Genomic DNA, 21,034 nt, shown 5'->3' on the forward strand with positions numbered 1-21,034 from the left:
AGTCACAGGCAAAATGTTGTTAGCACACCCGGTTTTGCCACCAAATCCACGCCCAGCGATATCAGATACTTACCAGCTCACGTTCTCTGCGTGTTCCGCTGGCACTGTTCAACTTGGGTTTGACATATCGCACAGCAAAAACATCGGCGGAAACTGCGACGTATCAATCGAGGGCAATTCAGAAATGCTTTGGCTTGGCGAAGCCAAAATCTATAATGGCTACGGCAAACTTATGGGCGGATTTCAACAGTTATGCGACCGTTACGCGACGGGAATGCCGAACCAAACTAACGGCGCAATGCTATTCTATTTTTTTAATGGAAAAGTTGCGAGCGTAATGAAAAGCTGGCGCAAGTATCTTGAGAAGAGCCGTGCGAAGCTTACAGCGGTCGACGTTGACGGAAATGCGTTGCAGTTTCGCACAGCCGAGCCACATGCTGCGACGGAAGCAATGTTAAACACGGTCCACATGCCGGTTCCTCTTATGCACGAACCAACTGATGTTTTACCCCCTCCCAAGCGATAACTCCCTACCCATGCCCTGCACAATCCTACTAAGGAAACTTCCGCAGGCTATACGTCGTTGATTTTTCGCTATTTCCCTACTGATGTTGCCCACATTCCTTCGCTTCAATCATACGAAGGTCGTCAGTTTTAATGTCAGCTAACCGAAATTGTGTGTCAGGCACCGGACAGTCAGCAACTGGCCAAAACCAATCTCTCTCGCAGAGCACCGGAGGCTGCGTGATCGATTGCGGTTCGTAGCAGCATGTTCCTGCTCGTGCAAATTGGCTTGCCTACGCACCCTATCCAACTCTCCGAAGATGTTCCGCCCATGCACGAAGAGCCATTTTCTTTTCCAGATAGTAGTGGTGTTTATTATAAATGCCCTTAATAGTTTCCTGCTTATGGTTGGCGATCCGCTCAACGATATGTGGTTGAATTAGGGGACGGTCATCGGCATCAAGAAGGCTGTACATTCCTGTAATCGTTGAGCGTCGCAAATCGTGGATCGTCCAATGCGCGATTGTTCTCCCAAACGGTTTTGCAAGTTCGTTCATTTGATCTCGGATTCTTGCAATAGCCTTCGAAAAATCCCCCATACCGTGTTCCAAATTCCCACGAGCAGGCCAAATCAATTTCGACTTGGGTGTTCTGGGTATAGCGACAAGCATCGCAACCATCTCTGAGGTGAGTGGTAAGAGATGTGGCACGCGATTTTTTGTCCTCGCTGCGGGGATGAGCCATTCACCTTTTTCGAAGTTGAGTTCACTCCACTCTGCTTCAAATGCCTCGGACTTTCGTGCGCCTGTGTAAATTATCAGTTTGAGGGGATCGCGCATTCGACGCCCGTGGCTTTCGATCGCCTTCAATGCAATGCCGAGTTCAAAATCATCTAATGCCCGCTCTCTTGGACTTTCAGATGCTAATTGAGGGAGAAATTTAGCAGGGTCGTCAGTGAGACCCGTCAAATGGCGATTAATAACCGACCACCGCATCCATCGCCTGATCATTCTTCGCAGTCCGATGCTTCCAACCGGAGCATGAGGGAGCTTTTTCTGGAGAAGCTCTGCCAGATCATCATGCGTTACGCTCGACAGCAATTTATCGCCGATAAAGGGAGACACGTCTCGATTATACGATCGTGCCTTCTCCGGGCCACTCGCACGCTTGCTGCCTTCGTGATGCATATATAGTGCGAAAGCCCAATCGCATGTCCTGCCCTGCTCCTTCGCAGCCTTGAGGCTAGCCGCTTCTGCAACCTTCCGCTCATACTCGATTTGTTCTTTCTGCGCGCGCTTGGAAGCTCGCACATCTTCTCCTCTATCGCGCTTGGTCGTGACCTCGGTGGCCCATGCACGAGCCTCTGTAAGCCCGTATGCCGGATACCGTCCAAGCGTCAGATAGACCAGATCACCGCCAACCCGTCCGATCCATGTCCACGTTTTTGCACCTCTCGGACTTACCACCAAACTCAGATTTGAGGTCGCCAGATCAGAGATCACGGTGCGAACGGTCGGGACAGAAAAAGCTTCAATCAGCTTTTTGGTGAGAACGGCTTTCATGTCAGCTCCTGAATTGGAGCATCCACTTATTACCATTCTTCAGTGCTGAAAAGATAATGGCTAACTGTCACCTCTGACACCCACGGTGTCACTCAATATACGCCCTACTGATCTTCCTGTCAGTCAGATAACTGACAAAGATAGTAACATACAAACCCTCGAATTTCGTTCTAAAATTTACAGTGGATGGATCACTTCTCATTTTCAGTGGCACATAGACCACCATATGCCACCGTATGGCTACTTAAACCAACGCTCACAGCCATGAACTTTTCTTTTAATCAGTAGGTCGCTGGTTCGAACCCAGCTGGACTCACCATTTCAAATGGCCATCATTGCTGGCCGGGCAGCAGTTCCAGGAACAGCCCATCGGCATCGGCGCAAAGCCGCTGCCCATCCTTCAATTCCCCACGCACGAACCGCTTTCTGCCTTCGACCGCATAGAGGCTCGCCGTTACGGTCAGAGGCCGGTTCATCGGCGTGATCGCGCGATAATTGACGTGAAGATAGGCGGTGCGCGCCATCATGGCCGGACCCGAATTGGCCGGTATGCCCAGCACTTCGTCGAACAGCAGCGACACCGCGCCGCCATGGGCCGCGGCATTGCCGCCCAGAAAATAGTCGCCAAAGGTAACCGTCGCCCGAACTGACGTCGCATCCTGCTCCTCGATCGCAAAGGCCGGACACATGACCTGACCATGGCCCGGCACATCATCGACGCGACCGAACATCCGCTCGTCCTCACCCGCTTTCAATGGCGCCAGTCGCCCGCGCCAGTCGCTCAAGTCCGCCGTCAATGCCCCGATCGTCGCTTCGTCCAGCCTGGCGCTGGCCAGATCGTCCAGAAAATCCCGCAGCGTATCGATCATCGCGGGATAGGCCGAATCCGGCATCGGCCCTCTGGCCCTGCCGCGCCGAAGGCCTTGAAACATGGGGGGCCGTTTTTCCGACATCGCGCCAACTTTCTCTTGTTCGTTCCTGCCCCGGTTATCGGGAGGCTTATCCCTTAACCGGACAATGGATCGAGCAGCATCAGGCTACGACTGGCAACACTGACGTAGCGATCATCGCCCAGGCGAAAATCCTGCGCCTCGCCGCTGCCATTGACGCACAGCGTCCATCCCGACCGCACGAAATGCAGCGCGACGCAGCGCCGCCTCGGCTGCTCCCATTGCGCCACACTCATCGCCTCACCACGCTCGTCCAGCCAGACCACATCCTCGTCCCGCAGCAGGGCAATATCCATGAGGTCAGCACATCGCGCCCGCAGCGCCGCCAGCGCAAAGGCGTGGCGCTCAATCGCCCGGTCCCGCCCCGCCCAGTCGATCCAACCGATCGCATTATCCTGTGCATAGGCATTATTATTGCCCCGCTGGCTGCGGCCAAATTCGTCCCCCGCGCTGAGCATGATCGCCCCGCGCGAGCAGAAAAGCGTCGAGAGCAGCGCCATTACATCCCGCCGCCGCGCCGCGACAATGGCCGGGTCGTCGCTCACCCCCTCGACGCCATTATTCCAGCTCAGATTTTCGCCATGGCCATCGCGATTCTGTTCACCATTGGCGTGGTTGTGCCGCTGCTCATAGGCGGTCAGGTCCGCCAGCGTGAAGCCGTCATGAGCCGCCAGGAAATTGACGCTCCGGGTCTCATCGTCTCCAAATATATCGGACGATCCAGCCAGCCGCGTCGCAAAGCCGCCAAGCGTCCCCGCGTCCCCCCGCCAGAAACGCCGGATGTCATCGCGATAACGGTCATTCCATTCCAGCCACCCCTCGCCAAAGCGCCCCAGCTGATAGCCGCCCGGCCCGATGTCCCACGGCTCTGCGATCATCACCCGGTCGGCCAACACAGGGTCGGCCCGCATCTCTTCCAATAATGGCGCATGGGGATCAAACCCATCCGCCATCCGCCCCAGCGCCGGCCCCAGATCGAAGCGGAAACCGTCAACCCCGGCCTGCGTCACGAAATGGCGCAACGACTCCAGGATCAGGCGGCGCACCACCGGCTGATTGCACGCGATGCTGTTGCCCGTGCCAGTATCGTTGATCAGCTGCCCGTCATCAGCATGGCGGAAATAATCGCGGGCATTAAGGCCACGCACCGACAAAGTCGGCCCATAGATGTCGCTCTCGCCATTATGATTATAGACCATGTCCAGGATCACACCGATCCCCGCATCCTGCAGCGCCGCGACCGTGGCGCGCAGCTCCGCCATGCCTCCCGGCGCTAGGCGCGGGTCCAGCGCGAACCAGCTGACCGGATTATAGCCCCAATAGTTGGTCAGACCCAGCGGCCCCAGATGCCGTTCGTCGATCCAGGCGTTGATCGGCATCAGTTCCACTGCAGACACATGCAATCGCTGCAAATGCGCGATCACAGCGGGATGGGCCAGCGCGGCAATGGTCCCGCGCTGCGCGTCCGGCACATCAGGATGCAGCATCGTGAAACCACGCACATGCAGTTCGTAGATCAGGCCACCCGGCACGAAATGCGGCGGCTTGGCGGGGACTGGAGCCATCGGCGCAGCCACCACCCCTTTCGGCATCAGCGGCGCGGTGTCGCCCCCCTCCCCGCGCCGCGCCGTCAGCACCGGATCATAGACGAACGCCCTGTCGATGGCAGGCGCATAAGGATCAAGCAGCAGCTTGTCGGGATCGAACCACAGCCCCGCAGCCGGATCATAGACACCATCCGCCCGCACGCCATAGCGCGCCCCTGCCCCGACACCCGCCGCCTCGACATGCCACACGCCATCGCCATCGCGCAGCATGGGCAAGCGCCGTTCCCGATCGGCATCATCGAACAGGCACAGCCAGAGCTGCTCGGCCTCCGGCGCCCAGATCGAAAAGCGGGTGGCGGTGGCACCGATGACCGGCGCACATCCGCCCCCGCTCACGCCGCCTCCGCCAGCAAAGCCCGGTACAGCGCCGCATAGCGCGCCGCGCTATGATCCCACGACACTTCGCTGCGCATCCCTGCCCGCTGCATCGCCTGCCAGACCGGCCGCTGCCCATGCAACCGCACCGCCCGGCCGATCGCGCCATGCAGCGCCAGCGGATCGGACGGGGCAAAGACGATGCCCGTCGCCACCCCCGCCGCCACCGCCGCCTCATTAGCGTCGATCACCGTATCGGCCAGCCCGCCGACCCGCGCCACCACCGGCACGCAGCCATAGCGCAGCGCGTAAAGTTGCGTCAGCCCGCACGGCTCGAAGCGCGACGGGATCAATATCGCGTCACCCCCCGCCTGCATCAAATACGACAATGGCTCGTCATAACCAATCTGCACGCCGATCCGCCCGCGATGCCGATCCGCCGCACCCAGAAACGCGCCCTCCAGCGGATGATCGCCCGATCCCAGCACGGCGAGCTTCGCACCCAGCCCGACAAGATGGTCGATCGCGCCGACCAGCAGGTCCATCCCCTTCTGCCAGGTCAGGCGGCTGACGATGATGAAGATCGGCGCGCCATCATGATCGAGGCCAAAGCGGCTCTCCAGCGCGCGACGATTAACCGTTCGTCCGCCAAGTGCGCGTGCCGTGTAAGCCTTTGGAATCAGGCTATCATTTTCAGGATTCCAGATGTCGGTATCGATCCCGTTCAATATACCGTGCAGCCGGTCGACCCGCCCGTTGATCAGGCCATCCAGCCCCATGCCATGGACGGGCGAACGAATTTCCTCCGCATATGTCTGGCTTACTGTCGTGATAGCATCAGCCGACACCAGCCCCGCCTTCAAATAACCGATGCCGCCATAATATTCGACCCCATCCACCCCCCAGGCTTCCTGCGGCAGACCCAGCGCGGCAAAGATATCCGCACTGAACCGCCCCTGAAACGCCAGATTGTGGATCGTCACCACCTTGGGCACCCGCGCCGCTGGGCCAAAGCGCATATAGGCCGCTGTCATCGCCGCCTGCCAGTCATGGACATGGACGACATCGGGTCGCCAGCCCTTCACGCCCTCCGCCGCAATATCCGCCCCCACCCGCGACAAAGCTGCAAAGCGCCGCCAGTTGTCAGGCCACTCATTGCCCGCATGGTCGCCATAGGGACCACCTTCACGCGCATAGAAATCGGGCGCGTCCAGCACCAGCAGATCCAGCCCGCCGACGCTGGCCGCCAGCACCGTGGCGGGAACGCCGAACAGCGCCTCATACCGCCGCACCACCTTCGCCTTGCCCAGCCGCGCGATCACGGCAGGATAGCCCGGCACCAGCGTCCGGACCTTCACATCCTGCCCCGCCAGCGCACCGGGCAGGGCGCCAGCGACATCGGCAAGGCCGCCGGTCTTGACCAGCGGATAGACTTCGGACGCGACCGACAGCAATTTCATCGCCACAGGCCCGCTCAAGCCACCAGCCGCTCGATCATCGGCTGCGTTACCAGACATATGCCGCTCTCGGTCCGGCGAAAACGCTGCGCATCCTCTTCGGGATGTTCGCCGATGATCAAGCCCGGCGGAATGATGATTCCTGAATCCAGCACGCATTTATGCAATCGCGCACCCCGCCCGATCTCGCAATTGGGCATGATGACGCTGTCGGTGACCGACGAGAAGCTATGCGTCTTGACCCCGGAAAAGAGCAGGCTGCGATGCAGCGACGATCCTGACACGATACAGCCGCCAGCCACCAGCGACGATGTCGCGGACCCGCGCCGCCCATCCTCATTATGGACAAACTTGGCCGGCGGTGTGACTTCGGAATAGGTCCAGAGCGGCCAGCTACGGTCATACAGGTCGAGCGAGGGGACCACATCGGTCAGGTCGATGCTCGCCTGCCAATAGGCGTCGATCGTCCCCACGTCACGCCAATAGGGGACCAGCTCGCTCTCGGCCCGCACACAACTGCTCGAAAAGCGGTGCGCCACGGCTTTGCCATGCTTGACGATATAGGGGATGATGTCCCCGCCAAAATCGCGCTTGCTCGCCGGGTCGTCCGCGTCGCGCCGCAACTGCTCGATCAGGAAGCGGGTCTGGAACACATAAATCCCCATCGACGCCAACGCCATGTCGGGCTGGCCGGGGATGGATGGCGGGTCTTTGGGCTTTTCGACGAAGGCGGTGATCCAATCTTTCTCATCGACATGCATCACGCCAAAGCCTGACGCCTCACTGCGCGGCACTTCCATGCAGCCGACCGTCACGTCCGCACCGCTGTCGACATGCTGCTGGAGCATCAGCTCATAGTCCATTTTATAGACATGATCACCCGCCAGCAGCACCATATATTCGGGCGCATAGCTTTCGATGATGTCGATATTCTGGAACACGGCGTCCGCCGTCCCTTCATACCACTGGCTTTCCGACACGCGCTGGCTGGCTGGCAAAATGTCGAAACTCTCATTGCGTTCGGGACGAAAGAAGTTCCAGCCGCGCTGCAAATGGCGGATCAGCGAATGGGCCTTATATTGCGTCGCCACGCCGATCCGCCGGATGCCGCTGTTCAGCGCATTGGACAGGGCAAAATCGATGATCCGCGCCTTGCCGCCAAAATGGACGGCGGGCTTGGCGCGTTTGTCGGTCAGTTCCGCCAGGCGACTGCCGCGTCCCCCGGCAAGCACATATGCCATGGCGTCGCGGGCGATCGGCTGGTTTCGTGTCTGCTGCATTTCGGGCCTCTCCTTGGCTTTGCCCCGTCCGTCGCCTGCACGCGCCCGTCGGCTTCGTTAAATATCCAGTTCCAGCATCAACGTCGCAAAGGGGGGAATGGTAACATTGGCCCAGCCCTCCTCGTCCGCCGTCACCATGCCCATATTGCCCACATTGCTGCCGCCATAATCGGCCGCGTCGCTGTTCAATATCTCGCGCCAGCGCCCGCCCGACGGCAGCCGCATCCGGTAGCCGTGCCGCAACACCGGCGTAAAATGGCTGATCACGACGATCGGCCGGACGCCGGGCGCGCGCCGCACCCAGGCAAAGATGGAGTCGGCTGCGGCATCGACCAGCACCCACTCAAACCCCTCCGGCTCGCAATCGCGCGCGTGCAGCGCCGGGCGGGAGCGATAGAGATGGTTGAGATCGCTCACCAACTGCTGCACGCCATGATGGGGCGCATGATCGACCAGATGCCAGTCGAGCGCGCGCTCCTCGCTCCATTCGCCGCGCTGGGCAAATTCCTGCCCCATGAACAACAGCTTCTTGCCGGGATAGCCCCACATCAGGCCATAATAGGCCCGCAACGTCGCGAATTTCTGCCAGTCGTCGCCCGGCATCTTGTGCAGCAGCGACGCCTTGCCATGCACCACCTCGTCATGGCTCAGCGCCAGCACGAAATTCTCGGTAAAGGCGTAGAGCAGCCCAAAGGTGATGTCGTCATGATGATGGCGACGATGCACCGGGTCACGCTGCAAATAGCGCAGCGTGTCATGCATGAACCCCATATTCCATTTGAAGCCGAAACCCAGCCCGCCCGTATGCACCGGGCGTGACACGTCCGGCCAGCTGGTCGATTCCTCCGCTATCGTCATCACACCGCCATGGGTGCCGTAAAGGTCACTGTTCAGCTGCTGGAGGAAGGCCACCGCCTCCACATTCTCCCGCCCTCCATGGTCGTTGGGTACCCATTCGCCCGGTTGACGCGAATAATCGAGATAGAGCATCGATGCGACCGCATCGACCCGCAGCCCGTCGACATGATAGCGCTCGGCCCAGAACAGCGCGTTGTTGACCAGATATTGCGACACTTCGCGCCGCCCGAAATTATAGATGGCGGTGTTCCAGTCGGGATGGAACCCCTTGCGCGGATCGGCATGTTCATAGAGCGCCGTGCCGTCAAAATAGGCCAGCCCATGCTCATCAGTCGGAAAATGCGCCGGCACCCAGTCGAGAATCACGCCGATCCCGGCCCGATGAGCCCCATCGACAAAGCGCGCAAAACCCGCCGGATCGCCAAAACGCGCGGTCGGCGCATAGAGGCCCAGAGTCTGATAGCCCCAGCTGGGATCATAGGGATATTCGCTGATCGGCAGAAATTCGATATGGGTAAAACCCATGCCAACAACATAAGGGATCAGCCGGTTGGCCATCTCGTCCCAACTCAGAAAATCGCCGGACTCGTCCAGCTGCCATGACCCGGCATGGACTTCATAGATGGACACCGGCTCACGCCGGGCATCGGCCTTCTGCCAATGCTCCTTGTGCCGCGCGTCGCCCCATTTGTGGTCGAGCGGCGCAGCGACGATCGACGCGGTCGAGGGGCGCAATTCGGACTGGAAGGCGAAGGGATCGGCCTTGAGCGGCAGCACCACTCCGTCCGCGCCCATAATCTCATATTTATACGCGCTGCCCGGTCCGACATCGGGCAGGAAAATCTCCCACACGCCCGCATCCGCCCGGTGGCGCATCGGCGCGCGGCGGCCATCCCAGCGGTTGAAGTCGCCGACCACCGACACACGCTTGGCATTGGGCGCCCAGACCGCGAAATGCGTGCCGGTCGCCCCGTCATGGGTCATGACATGCGCGCCCAATTTGTCGAACAGGCGACCGTGCGATCCTTGGGCGAAATAATAATCGTCCATCGGCCCCAGCACCGGGCCGAACCCATAGGGGTCGATCATGACATGATCGCCGCCATCGCCATAATGGGCGACATAACGCAGCGGCTGGCGCTTGCGGATTCTTACCTTGCCGAAAAACAGCCCGTCCGGGTGGATCGCCGCCAGTTCGCCGACCGGCTTGCCATCCAGCGTCTGGGCAGTAACCCCGACCGCTTCGGGCAATAAAACACAGGCGGTAAAACCGCTATCGGCCGGATGCACGCCAAGCGTGGCAAAGGGGTCGTCCTCGCGACCTTGTATCAGCCGGTCAATCTGCTCCGGCGTCAACACCGCTCTATCCTCGCATCCAGATCATGGCTTTATCTTCCAGATGTCGGTCGCATATTCGCGGATGGTCCGGTCTGACGAGAACCAGCCCATCCGGGCGACATTATGGATAGCCTTCTTCGCCCACAAAGCGCCATCCGTCCAGAGCGCATCGACATTGCGCTGCGCGGCGGAATAGCTGTCGAAATCGGCCGCCAGCATGAACCAGTCATGCTCATAGATGCCCTGGATCAACCCCTTGTAGCGATCCGGGTCGTCGGGCGAAAATACCCCGCTGGCAATCGCGTCGAGCGCCTGCGACAATTCGCGGCTCTGGCCGATCACCTCGCCCGGATTATAGCCATTGGCGCGGCGCTCATTCACTTCCTGCGCGGTCAGGCCGAAGATGATGATATTCTCTTCCCCCACATGATCGCGCATCTCGACATTGGCGCCGTCCAGCGTGCCGATGGTCAGCGCGCCATTTACCGCAAACTTCATGTTGCCGGTGCCGGACGCTTCCATGCCCGCGGTCGAAATCTGTTCGGACAGGTCAGCTGCCGGGATCATCACTTCGGCCATCGACACGTTATAGTTGGGCACGAATTGCAATTTCAGCAGCCCCTGTACCGCCGGATCATGATTGACCGCACGCGCCACATCGCCCGCCAGCTTGATGATCAGCTTGGCGTTATGATAGCTCGACGCCGCCTTGCCGCCGAACAATTTGACCCGCGGCACCCAGTCCTTTTCCGGGTGCGACCGGATCTGGTCATAGAGCGACACCGCCTCGACGATGTTGAGCAATTGCCTTTTATATTCGTGGATGCGCTTGATCTGGATGTCGAACATCGCGCCCGGATCGATCCGCGCGTTGACCTTCTGCCGCAGGATATTGGACAGCGCTTCCTTGTTCGCCCGCTTCACGGCCAGGAATTTCTCCTGAAACGCGCTGTCGTCGGCAAAGGGATCAAGGTCGCGCAGCGCTTCGGGATCATCCATGAACCGGTCGCCGATCGCCTCGCGGATCAGCGCGAACAGCCCCGGATTGCACTGCATCAGCCAGCGGCGGAAGGTGACGCCATTGGTCTTGTTGTTGATCCGCGTGGGATAAAGATTGTGCAGGTCGGCAAAGACCGTGACCTTCATCAGATCGGTATGCAACGCCGACACGCCATTGACGCTGTGCGATCCGGCAAAGGCCAGATTGCCCATCCGCACCCGCCGGTCGCCGCCCTCGTCAATCAGCGAGATCGCGCCGATCGCATGGTCGTCAAACTGACCGGACTTGCGCGCTTCGGCAAGCAAGCGACTGTTGACCGCATAGACGATCTGCATATGCCGGGGCAGCAACCGCTCGAACAGAGGAACGGGCCAGCTTTCCAGCGCTTCAGGCAGCAAAGTGTGGTTGGTGTAGCTGAAGGTGCGCCGGGTAATGTCCCACGCCTCGCCAAAGTCCAGCCCATGATCGTCGAGCAGGATGCGCATCAGCTCCGCCACCGCCACCGCCGGATGGGTGTCGTTCAGCTGGATCGCCGCTTTGTCCGGCAAAGTCACGATGCTGCCGAAATATTGGATGTGCCGCCGGACGATGTCCTGCAAGGACGCGGAGGAGAAGAAATATTCCTGCCGCAGCCGCAATTCCTGCCCCGCCGCCGAACTGTCGGCGGGATAGAGAACACGGGTCAGCGATTCTGCACGATTGCTTTCGGCCAACGCGCCCAGATGATCGCCCGCGTTGAATTTGGCGAGCAGGATCGGGTCGATCGGCTGCGCCTGCCACAGGCGCAGCGTATTGACCCGCTTGCCGCGCCAACCCGCAATCGGCGTGTCATAGGGGGTCGCGATCACCCGCTCGGATGGACGCCAGTGCATCTGGTTCGGCCCGACATCCTCGCCCTCCGCCGGATCGACCCGCCCGCCAAAGCCGACCTCATAACTGGCCTCGCGCCGTTCAAACTCCCACGGATTGCCGTGCGCCAGCCAGGTTTCGGGCAGCTCCACCTGCCAGCCATCCGAAATTTCCTGGCGGAACATGCCGTTCACATAGCGGATACCATAGCCATAGGCCGGCACGTCGGTCGTCGCCATGCTCTCCATGAAGCAGGCGGCCAGACGGCCAAGCCCGCCATTGCCCAGCGCTGCATCCGGCTCCAGCGCCGCGATAATGTCGATATCGACGCCGAGCGAAGCCAGCGCGGCCTGCATGTCGTCCAGCATTTCCATGTTGGACGCGGCATCGCGCATCAGCCGGCCGATCAGGAATTCCAGGGACAGATAATAGACCCGCCGCCCTTCTTCCTCATAGGTTTTCTGGGTCGATGTGATCCAGGCGTCGATCACCCGGTCACGGATCGAGAGAATGACGGCGTGCAGCCAGTCATGCGGCTTGGCCGCGGCCGCATTTTTGCCGATGCGATAGGTCAGCCGCTCGACAATCTCATGGGCCAGCACTTCGGGGTCAACCCGGCGCGGCGCGGGGATGGGAAGTTTGGTCTGGCCCTTGAGGTTCATGCGGCTGGTCCCCCTATTCTGTCAGGGCGATGATGGCACAGCGTCCCGGCCCAAGCCAAAGGGTTTTTGCAGCGCAGCAAAAAAATCAGCGCACATCGCTACCCCGACGCTCGACAATCGAATCCCGCACACCGGCGCGCAGTTCGGCCCGCACCGGATAGGCGCTGGAAGGCAGCAATTGTGTCATGAAAATGCCGATCAGCCGCTCGATCGGGTCGATCCAGAAATAGGTCGAAAACACCCCGCCCCAATAATATTCGCGGCTTTCAAGGTTCATCGCAAAGCCCAGGCCAAAGCCCACGCCCTCATAGTCGGCCTCGCTGAACATGCCGGTCGAGTGGCGGGCCAGATCGCCCCCGCCCGGCAGATGATTGTCCCGCATCATCGCCACCGTTTCGGGCCGCAACAGTTGCGCGCCGTCCAGCTCTCCGCCGCGCAGCAACATGCGGGCGAAGCGATGATAATCGGCCACGCTCGACACCAGCCCGCCCCCGCCCGACAGGAACCGCCCCTGCCGCCGCCAGCCGCTGCGCGCGCCCAGATCAGCGATGACACGCTGCCCATCCTCATCCAGCCGCCAGGCGTCGGTCATCCGATCGACCTGATCGTCGCGCACGACGAAGGCGGTGTCGGTCATGCCCAGCGGATCAAAGATGCGGGTGCGGAAAAAAGCGTCGAGGTCCATCCCGCTCAGCCGCTCAACCACCACGCCCAGCACATCGGTCGACACCGAATAGTTCCACCGCGCTTCGGGCGAAAATTCCAGCGGCAGCCGGGCAAGATCGGCGATGAACGCATCCGACGTACGCTTCTGCTGAAATTCGTCCAGTCCCAGCAACCGGTATCGCGCATCAATCGGTGTCTGGCGCTGCAACCCGTAGGTCAGCCCGGACGTATGGCGCAGCAGGTCGATCATCCGCATCGCCTGCTTCACCCGCGCCCGATTGCCCCGCCCGACGCGCAAATCGGCAAATTCGGGGATGACGTCGGCCACCGGCGTATCGAGCGCGACCTTGCCCGCCTCCACCAGCATCATGAAGGCAACCGAGGTGACCGGCTTGGTCATCGACGCGATGCGAAACAGCGCATCGTCGCGCAATGGCTCGCCACTCGCCCGCGCCGCACCGCGCGCCATCGACAGCAAAGGCTGCTCATCGCGCGATACCAGCAATTGCATATGCGCCAGCTTGCCCGACGCCAGATAGGTCCGGTCCAGATGGCCGATCAACGCATCCAGCCGATCCGGGTCCATCCCCGCCGCCCGCGCCGCCGCCCTGTCCACGCCATCCGTCATGCCGTCATGCTCCGATCACCCTCTACGTGCAGCGCTAATGCAGCAACGCGACCGCGTAAACAGCTTGGGCGTTGCCAAGACCCCGCCCGGCCATCTATGGCAACCCGCCAAGAACTGCCCCGCATTGGACATAGACAGGCATGGCCACCGGCCTTTCCGAACTTTTCATGGCAAACCGCGCCGCCCTGCTGCGTTTCCTGCGTGCGCGCGGTGCGGGGGAGAATGCGGAGGATATGATCCAGGACATGTGGATGAAGCTGGAGGCCAAGGATATCGGCCCGGTCGCCGATCCGCTGCCCTATCTTTATCGCATGGCCAATAATCTGATGCTGGACCGCTACCGATCCGCCACCCGGCGCGAACGGCGCGAACAGGATTGGGCAGAAGGGGCAGGCGGCGTGATGGCGGACCCCGCCGATGACATGCCGGTCGACGAACGGCTGATCCTCAACCAGACGCTCGACGAGGCGCGCGAGGTGCTGCGCGCGCTTGGCCCACGCGTCGAGCTGGTGTTCCGCCGCTTCCGTATCGAAGGCGTCGGGCAACGCGCCATCGCCGACGAACTGGGGGTCAGCCTGACCACGGTGGAGAAGGATCTGCAAAAGGCCTATCGTGTGATGATCGCGCTCAAGCAGAAAATGGATACGGCATGAGCGGGTCGGCGGCGTCAGTCTCTGTAAGGGGCAAAAAATGAACAGGGCTGGAGCCATGATGCAAGAGGAAGCGCTCGGATGGGTTATCCGCACGCGCGATCCCGACTTTGTCGACTGGGAGGCCTTCACCCTGTGGCTGGAGGGCGACCCGGCGCGTGCCGACGCCTATGACGCGCTGATGGCAGCCGACACCGAGCTGGACATGATCATTCCGCCCGAACCCGTCGCCATGCCGGTCGCGGCCAATGATCCGGGGCAGCCGCAACGCTGGACATGGCGCTGGGTCGGCGGCGGCGCGATTGCGGCGGCGCTGGTCGCGGCGGTTTCGATCGGCATGATGAACCGGGCGGACATCTACACCGTCACCACCCGCCCCGGCGAAACGCAGACCATCGCGCTGAAGGATGGCACAAGGATCGACGTCAATGGCGGCACAACGCTGCGGCTCGACCGCAACGACACCCGCTTTGCCGCGCTCGACAGCGGCGAAGCGGCCTTCACCGTTCGCCATGACGAGGCCAACCCGTTCCGCGTGACCGTGGGCGACGCCGTGTTCGAGGATGCGGGCACGGTGTTCAACATCGTCCACAGCGGCGGCGCGACCCGGATTGGCGTGTCCGAGGGCAAGGTGATCTACAACCCGGAGGCGCAAGCGATCAGCCTGCCCGCCGGACGGGCGCTGGCCGATGATGCGCAGGGCTTACGGGTGATGGATGTCGCCCCAGCGGCGGTTGCCAGCTGGCGGCAGGGACGGCTGGTCTATGCCAATGCTGCGGTCAGCGAGATCAGCGAAGATATTGGCCGGTCGCTCGGCGTAAAGCTGACCGCCACGCCCGGCGCACAGGCGATGCGCTTCACCGGCACGATCCGGCTGGACAAGGACCCGGCGCGCTTCTTTGCAGGCGCTGCCCCGCTGATGGGGCTGCGCGCGATACGCACCGGCGACAGCTGGGTGCTGAAGGAAGGGAATGGGCCGCAAAGCTGACCTCCTGATCGTCACCGCCCTGGCAATCGCAACGCCCGCACAAGCGGCGGAAAGACAGGCTATCAGCATCGCCCCCGCACGGCTGGGCGAGGCCGTGGTGGCGCTTGGCCGCCAAACCGGCGTCAGCATCGGCATGTCGGACCAGTCGCTGGCCGGGATAGCGACCCCAGCCGTTACGGGGCGCCTGTCGGTGGAAGCGGCTCTTAAGCGACTTTTGAAGGGCAGCGGCGCGACCGCCCGGCGGATCGACGCCACCACCTGGCGCATCGTCCGCGCCCGATCCGCCCCGCGCCCCAGCGCGCCTGCTCCAATCGCGGCGGCACCTCTGGCCGATCAACCCGCAGCCGAAATCATCGTCACCGCCTCCAAGCGCGACACGCCTTTGCTCCGCTATGCCGGCATGGTCGAAGCGCTCGACACCAACCTCTTTTCCAGCGGCGAGGCTTCGGGCGGCACCGCAACGCTGCTGGCGCGGGTCGCGAGCCTCAGCTCCACCCATGCAGGCGCAGGCCGCAACAAGCTGTTCATCCGCGCCATCGCCGATTCCGGCGTCGCCGGGCCGACCCAGGCGACCACCGGCCAATATCTGGGCGACATGCGGCTCAATTATGCGGCGCCCGACCCGGACCTTAAACTCTATGACGTAGGCCGGGTCGAGATATTGGAGGGGCCGCAGGGGACGCTCTATGGCGCGGGATCGCTTGGCGGGATCATCCGCATCATGCCCAACGCCCCCAATCTCGGCGAATTTGGCGGGCAAGTGTCGGCGGGCCTCTCCGCCACCCAGCATGGCAACCCCGGCGGCGACCTGTCCGCCACGCTGAATGTGCCGATCGTCGCGGAAAAGATTGCACTGCGGGTCGTTGGCTATGGCGTGCAGGAGGGCGGCTATATCGACGATGTCAGCCGCGACCTGAACGACGTCAACCGCACCCGCACCTATGGCGGGCGCGCCGCTCTGCGCTTCGCCCCGGACGAAAACTGGACCATCGACCTGAATGGCGTGTACCAGCATATCGATGGTCGGGACGCCCAATATGCGACCCAGTCGCTCGACCGGCTCCAGCGCGCCTCCAGTGTCGCCCAACCCTATTTTTCCGACTATCTGCTCGGCAGCATCAGGATAGAGCGTCAGTGGGATACGCTACGCTTCGTGTCCTCGACCGGCTTTGTCCATAACGAGCTGGCCGAAAGCTATGACGCCACCCAGCCGGACGGCCCCAGCGCGCTGTTCCGTCAGCGCAATGATGTCGATATCTTTTCGACCGAAAACCGGCTGGTGCGGGATATCGACAATGGCCTGGGCTGGATATTGGGCGCGTCCTACCTGCAAAGCCAGTCAAGGATACGCCGCTCGCTGACCTCCTACGGCACCGCGCCGGTCCAGTCGCAGGTCATCCCCGGCGTGCCGATGTTCGGCGGCGGGATGCCCGCGACGGCGACCGGGGTGCGCAACAGCGTCAAGGAAGCGACTCTGTTCGGCGAAGCCTCGTTCGAGCCGGTCAAAGGCCTGATCGCCACGGTCGGCGGACGGCTGACCAACAGCCGCCTGTCGGGCGAGGCGCTCGATCCGATTTCGGCCCTGTCCTCGGCGGATCTCGCCCGCGCCGAAGCGCAGGCGGATCGCAGCGAAACCATCTTCCTCCCCTCCTTCGCGCTGCTGACCGACGCGATCCCCGACGTCACCCTCTACGCCCGCTATCAACAGGGCTTCCGGCCCGGCGGGCTGGCGGTGGACGACCAGCGGGTCCGCCGGTTCCAGAATGATCGTGCCTCGACCGTGGAGATCGGCTTTCGCAAGGGCGTGCCGGGGCGCGACGCGATCGCGATCAGCGGCAACCTGGCCTATACCGACTGGCGCAACATTCAGGCCGACGTGACCGACCGGATCGGCCTGCCCACCACAGCCAATATTGGCGACGGGCGCATCTATACGGTTGAGGGGCGGATCGTCGTGCGCCCGGTGCCGCGCCTGACGCTGGATGGCAGCATCATCTATAATGACAGCCGCCTGACCCAGCCCGCGCAATTCCTGCGCGCGCTCTCCTACGAAGGGCGGTCGCTCACCCTGCCCAATGTCGCCAATCTGGGCGGGCGGCTGGCGTTCGATTATCGTGCGCCGATGGGCGATGCGATGGCCCTGCATCTGTCCGGTTCGGCCCGCTATGTCGGCAAGTCGCAACTGGGCGTCGGTCCGATATTGGGGCGGACCCAGGGCGATTATGTCGACACCAGCCTGTCCGCCAGCGTGACGCGCGGTCCCGTGCAGATGTCGCTTTCGCTCACCAACCTGCTCGACAGCGACGGCAACCGCTTCTCGCTCGGTACGCCCTTCGACCTGCGTACCGACTACTACACCCCATTGCGGCCCCGTACCGTGCGGATCGGCATCGACTTCGCTTTCTGAACATCGGTTCAGACGGAAATACCGGTCCGGCACCGTCCTTTCTGCACGCGCGCATAAAAATCAGGCGCGGCACGCAGAGGAGACATCATGCGACATCTACTGGCCTGCACGGCCATCGCCCCGGCGCTGGTCGCGCTGACGCTGGCCAACGCCATGGCAGCCACCACCATCGGCACATCAACCACGACCGCAGTCAAGACATCGACCATCGCCAGCGGATCGGCGGACGACATCATCATCAGCTCCGCCGGATCGATCACCCTGACCAGCGGCACCGGGGTCACGCTCGACAGCAATCATGACGTCAGCAATGCCGGCACGATCACGATCAACGACGCGGACAATGTCACCGCCATTCTCGTCGCTCCCGGTACCACCGGCGACATCACCAACAGCGGCACGATCACCCTCACTGAAAATTACACGGCAACCGACACCGACAGCGATGGCGACATAGATGGCACCTTCGCCAAGGGATCGGGCAAGACCGGCATCTGGGTCCAGTCCGGTGCAGCCCATATCGGCAATGTGGACCATAGCGGCACGATGACGATCGAGGGCAACCAGTCCGCTGGCATCCGGCTCGACGGCGCACTGACCGGCAATCTGACGACCAGCGGGACCACCACCGTCACCGGCGACAACAGCTACGGGCTGGTCGCAAACGCCGTCACCGGCAATGTCACGCTGCGCAGTTCGACGTCAGTGCTGGGTGCTAACAGCATCGGTGCAGCTTTGCTGGGCGACATCAGCGGCGCGCTCAAGATTCAGGGGGCGATCGTCAGCACCGGCTACCGCTCCACCACCCGCCCAACCGACGTGACCAAGCTGGACGCCGACGATCTGTTGCAGGGCGGCTCCGCCGTCGTCATCGCGGGCAATGTGGGCGGCGGCGTGATCTTCGACGTGCCGCCGACGCTCAGCGACACCGACACCGCTGTGGATGATGACGGGTTGGCCGACAGCAGTGAAGGCAGCGCGTCGATCATCAGCTACGGCTCCGCCGCTGCGGTGCAGGTCGGATCGTCCAGCGCCAACACTGTCATCGGCGAGGTCGCGGCCGACAGTTCGGGCTATGGCCTGATCGTCAAGGGCGCGATCGGCGGCTATGGCATTTATGACGGGGTCGCCGCCAATGGCCTGACCATCGGTGGCCTCGGCGGCAATGTCACCATCGCCAAAGGGGTCGCGATCGACGGCACGCTCGCCGCGGTCTCCTATGACAGCAACGCCACCGCGCTGCGGCTCGGCTCCGGGGCCAGCACCGGCACCATCAAGGTCGGCGGCACGATCGGCGCGACCGGATCAGCACTGACCGGCACATCGGCGCGCGCCATCGTCATCGACGCGGGCGCATCGGTCAACGCGCTCACCATCAGCGGCACCGTCGGCGCATCGGCGCTGAGCACGGAGAAGGGCATAGCGATCGCCATCCTCGATTCCTCCGGCACGCTAGCCAGCCTGTCCAACACCGGCCGCATCAGCGCATCGGGCGGCCTGACCAATACCGCGATCGACCTTAGCGCCAACAGCAGCGGCGTCACCCTGACCCAGGCGCTCGCCTCCGCGACCGCCACCGCGCCGTCGATCATCGGCGACATCAAGCTGGGGTCCGGCAATGACGCGCTCACCGTCTCGGCGGGCAGCCTTACCGGCAATCTGACGCTGGGCGCGGGCAATGACAGCATTGCCCTTTCCGGCACGTCCAGCCTCACCGGCAATGTCGGCTTCGGTGTCGGCAATGCCAATCTGTCCTTATCCGACAGCGCCAAGCTGACCGGCGCGGTCGATTTCGGCAGCGGCAGCGGCACGCTGACATTGGGCGGCACATCGACGCTGACCGGTGCGATCAGCAACAGCGGCAATATGGCGGTGGTGTTGAACGGCGGCACGCTCAATGCCACCAACACCGGCACGGTGTCGCTTGCCTCCCTGTCCGCGAGCGGCACGTCAACCCTTGGCGTCACCATCAACGCGGCGACCAACACCGCCACCGTCTATGACGTAGCGGGCGCGGCCAGCTTTGCCAGCGGATCGCAGGTCAAGGTGAACCTGACCCAGGTCAGCGGATCGGCGGGCGACTATGTCATCGTGCGGGCCGGATCGCTCAGCGGATCGCCGACGCTGGCGACCAGCACGTTGCTGCCCTATCTGTTCAAGGGCAGCGTCACTGGCGACAGCAACGCCGGCACGGTTACCCTCTCGATCGCGGCCAAAAGCGTTACCGATCTGGGCCTCACCGGCTCGCTCGCCCGCGCCTATCCGGCGATCTTCAATGCGCTCGACAATGACGCCGCGGTCGCCAGCGCCTATCTCGGCATCAGCGACGGCACGACGCTCGCCACCAATTTGCGCCAGATGCTGCCCGACCATGCAGGCGGCACGTTCGAGGCGGTGACGTCGGGGTCGCGCGCGACCGCACGCATCCTGTCCGACCCCAACGGCATTTATCGCACCAAGGACGGGCGGTTGGGCTTCTGGCTGCAACAGGTCGGTTTCGGCGGGGCCAAGAGCGTGGGCGATACAGCCTCTTACGATATCAGCGGTTGGGGCGCTGGCGGTGGCGTCGAATATCTGACCGATCTGGGCGCGTTCGGCGGTTCCTTCGCCTATATCCACGCCAGCGACAGCAGTGGCAGCTCCAACAATGCGGTCGATTCCGACCAATATGAACTGGCGGCGCACTGGCGCGGCCAATGGGGACCGTTGCTGGCCTTCGCTCGGCTATCGGCGGCGACGATCGGCTTTACCGGCACCCGCCATTTCGAAAATGGCGACGTCACCCGGACGGCGGACGGCAAGTGGGATGGCAAACTCTATTCTGCCACAGCCGGTGCCGCCTATCAGTGGCAGATGGGGCGCATCAGCCTGCGCCCGGCGGTCGGCATCGACTATTACCGCCTGAAGGAGGACGGCTATAGCGAGGCTGGCGGCGGCGACGCCTTCAACCTGACCGTCCTGGGCCGCAGCAGCGATGAAACCACCGTCAACGGCACGGTGACGGCGGGCTATGACTTTGGCAGCCTCAAGCCCGAAGATGGCTGGGTCCGTCTGGAGCTGGAGGGTGGCCGTCGCCAGATCATTGGCGGATCGCTGGGCGATACGGTGGCCTATTTCAAGGGCGGCGACCGTTTCACCCTGGTGGCGGACGATCGCACCAATGGCTGGACCGGCCGCGCGCGCCTTTATGGCGGCACCGATACGTTTCGGGTCGGCGGGGAGTTCGGCGCGGAGGAACAACAAAATCACGTCGCCATCTCATTTAGGGCGACGGTTAACTTCGTGCTGTGACGTCTTGATTGTGAATGGACGG

General features: G+C 62.4%; 13 protein-coding genes. 5 read left to right on the forward strand and 8 right to left on the reverse strand.

Translation table 11 applies throughout. From position 1 onward, the window contains the following. Nucleotides 1-526: hypothetical protein (locus Q0D44_RS13780; protein ID WP_294137152.1), on the forward strand; the 526-nt coding region annotated here is incomplete at its 5' end. Between the two features lie 280 nt (nucleotides 527-806). On the opposite strand, the gene Q0D44_RS13785 is transcribed toward Q0D44_RS13780, so the two are convergent. The 8 genes from Q0D44_RS13785 to Q0D44_RS13820 form a co-directional block, all read right to left on the reverse strand. Continuing rightward, nucleotides 807-2,066, reverse strand: coding sequence for a tyrosine-type recombinase/integrase (locus Q0D44_RS13785; protein WP_294137153.1), 1,260 nt, complete (start codon nucleotides 2,064-2,066; stop codon nucleotides 807-809). 332 nt (nucleotides 2,067-2,398) lie between these two features. After that, nucleotides 2,399-2,959 carry a PaaI family thioesterase gene (locus Q0D44_RS13790; RefSeq protein WP_294137154.1) on the reverse strand — a complete coding sequence of 187 codons (561 nt, stop codon included), beginning with the start codon at nucleotides 2,957-2,959 and terminating at the stop codon, nucleotides 2,399-2,401. Between the two features lie 113 nt (nucleotides 2,960-3,072). Then, nucleotides 3,073-4,959, reverse strand: coding sequence for a glycogen debranching protein GlgX (gene glgX / locus Q0D44_RS13795; RefSeq protein WP_294137156.1), 1,887 nt, complete (start codon nucleotides 4,957-4,959; stop codon nucleotides 3,073-3,075). Then, nucleotides 4,956-6,404, reverse strand: a complete 1,449-nt coding sequence (gene glgA, locus Q0D44_RS13800; protein WP_294137323.1) for a glycogen synthase GlgA — start codon at nucleotides 6,402-6,404, stop codon at nucleotides 4,956-4,958. The genes glgX and glgA overlap by 4 nt, the downstream gene beginning before the upstream one ends. An 8-nt stretch (nucleotides 6,405-6,412) precedes the next feature. Then, nucleotides 6,413-7,675 (reverse strand): glucose-1-phosphate adenylyltransferase, encoded by a 1,263-nt coding sequence (glgC, locus tag Q0D44_RS13805; RefSeq protein ID WP_294137158.1) that lies wholly within the window; start codon nucleotides 7,673-7,675, stop codon nucleotides 6,413-6,415. Between the two features lie 57 nt (nucleotides 7,676-7,732). After that, nucleotides 7,733-9,892 (reverse strand): 1,4-alpha-glucan branching protein GlgB, encoded by a 2,160-nt coding sequence (gene glgB, locus Q0D44_RS13810; protein WP_294137160.1) that lies wholly within the window; start codon nucleotides 9,890-9,892, stop codon nucleotides 7,733-7,735. Nucleotides 9,893-9,913: 21 nt separating this feature from the next. After that, the gene (locus Q0D44_RS13815) at nucleotides 9,914-12,382 is read right to left on the reverse strand and encodes a glycogen/starch/alpha-glucan phosphorylase (protein ID WP_294137162.1); all 2,469 of its coding nucleotides are present in this window, start codon (nucleotides 12,380-12,382) and stop codon (nucleotides 9,914-9,916) included. An 85-nt stretch (nucleotides 12,383-12,467) separates the two neighbouring features. After that, nucleotides 12,468-13,676 (reverse strand): serine hydrolase domain-containing protein, encoded by a 1,209-nt coding sequence (locus Q0D44_RS13820; protein WP_294137164.1) that lies wholly within the window; start codon nucleotides 13,674-13,676, stop codon nucleotides 12,468-12,470. 140 nt (nucleotides 13,677-13,816) lie between these two features. Between Q0D44_RS13820 and Q0D44_RS13825 the strand changes: the two genes are divergently transcribed. The 4 genes from Q0D44_RS13825 (at nucleotide 13,817) to Q0D44_RS13840 (ending at nucleotide 21,012) form a co-directional block, all read left to right on the forward strand. Further along, nucleotides 13,817-14,329, forward strand: a complete 513-nt coding sequence (locus tag Q0D44_RS13825) for a sigma-70 family RNA polymerase sigma factor (RefSeq protein WP_294137166.1) — start codon at nucleotides 13,817-13,819, stop codon at nucleotides 14,327-14,329. 55 nt (nucleotides 14,330-14,384) lie between these two features. Further along, nucleotides 14,385-15,314, forward strand: a complete 930-nt coding sequence (locus tag Q0D44_RS13830; RefSeq protein ID WP_294137169.1) for a FecR domain-containing protein — start codon at nucleotides 14,385-14,387, stop codon at nucleotides 15,312-15,314. After that, on the forward strand, nucleotides 15,298-17,721 hold the full coding sequence (locus Q0D44_RS13835; protein ID WP_294137171.1) for a TonB-dependent receptor: 2,424 nt from the start codon (nucleotides 15,298-15,300) through the stop codon (nucleotides 17,719-17,721). Before Q0D44_RS13830 ends, Q0D44_RS13835 begins: the two co-directional genes overlap by 17 nt. An 87-nt stretch (nucleotides 17,722-17,808) precedes the next feature. Next, nucleotides 17,809-21,012, forward strand: a complete 3,204-nt coding sequence (locus Q0D44_RS13840) for an autotransporter domain-containing protein (RefSeq protein ID WP_294137173.1) — start codon at nucleotides 17,809-17,811, stop codon at nucleotides 21,010-21,012. The last annotated feature ends 22 nt before the right edge of the window (nucleotides 21,013-21,034 follow it).

The sequence above is a fragment of the Sphingobium sp. genome, assembly GCA_023266575.1.
GTDB lineage: Bacteria > Pseudomonadota > Alphaproteobacteria > Sphingomonadales > Sphingomonadaceae > Sphingobium.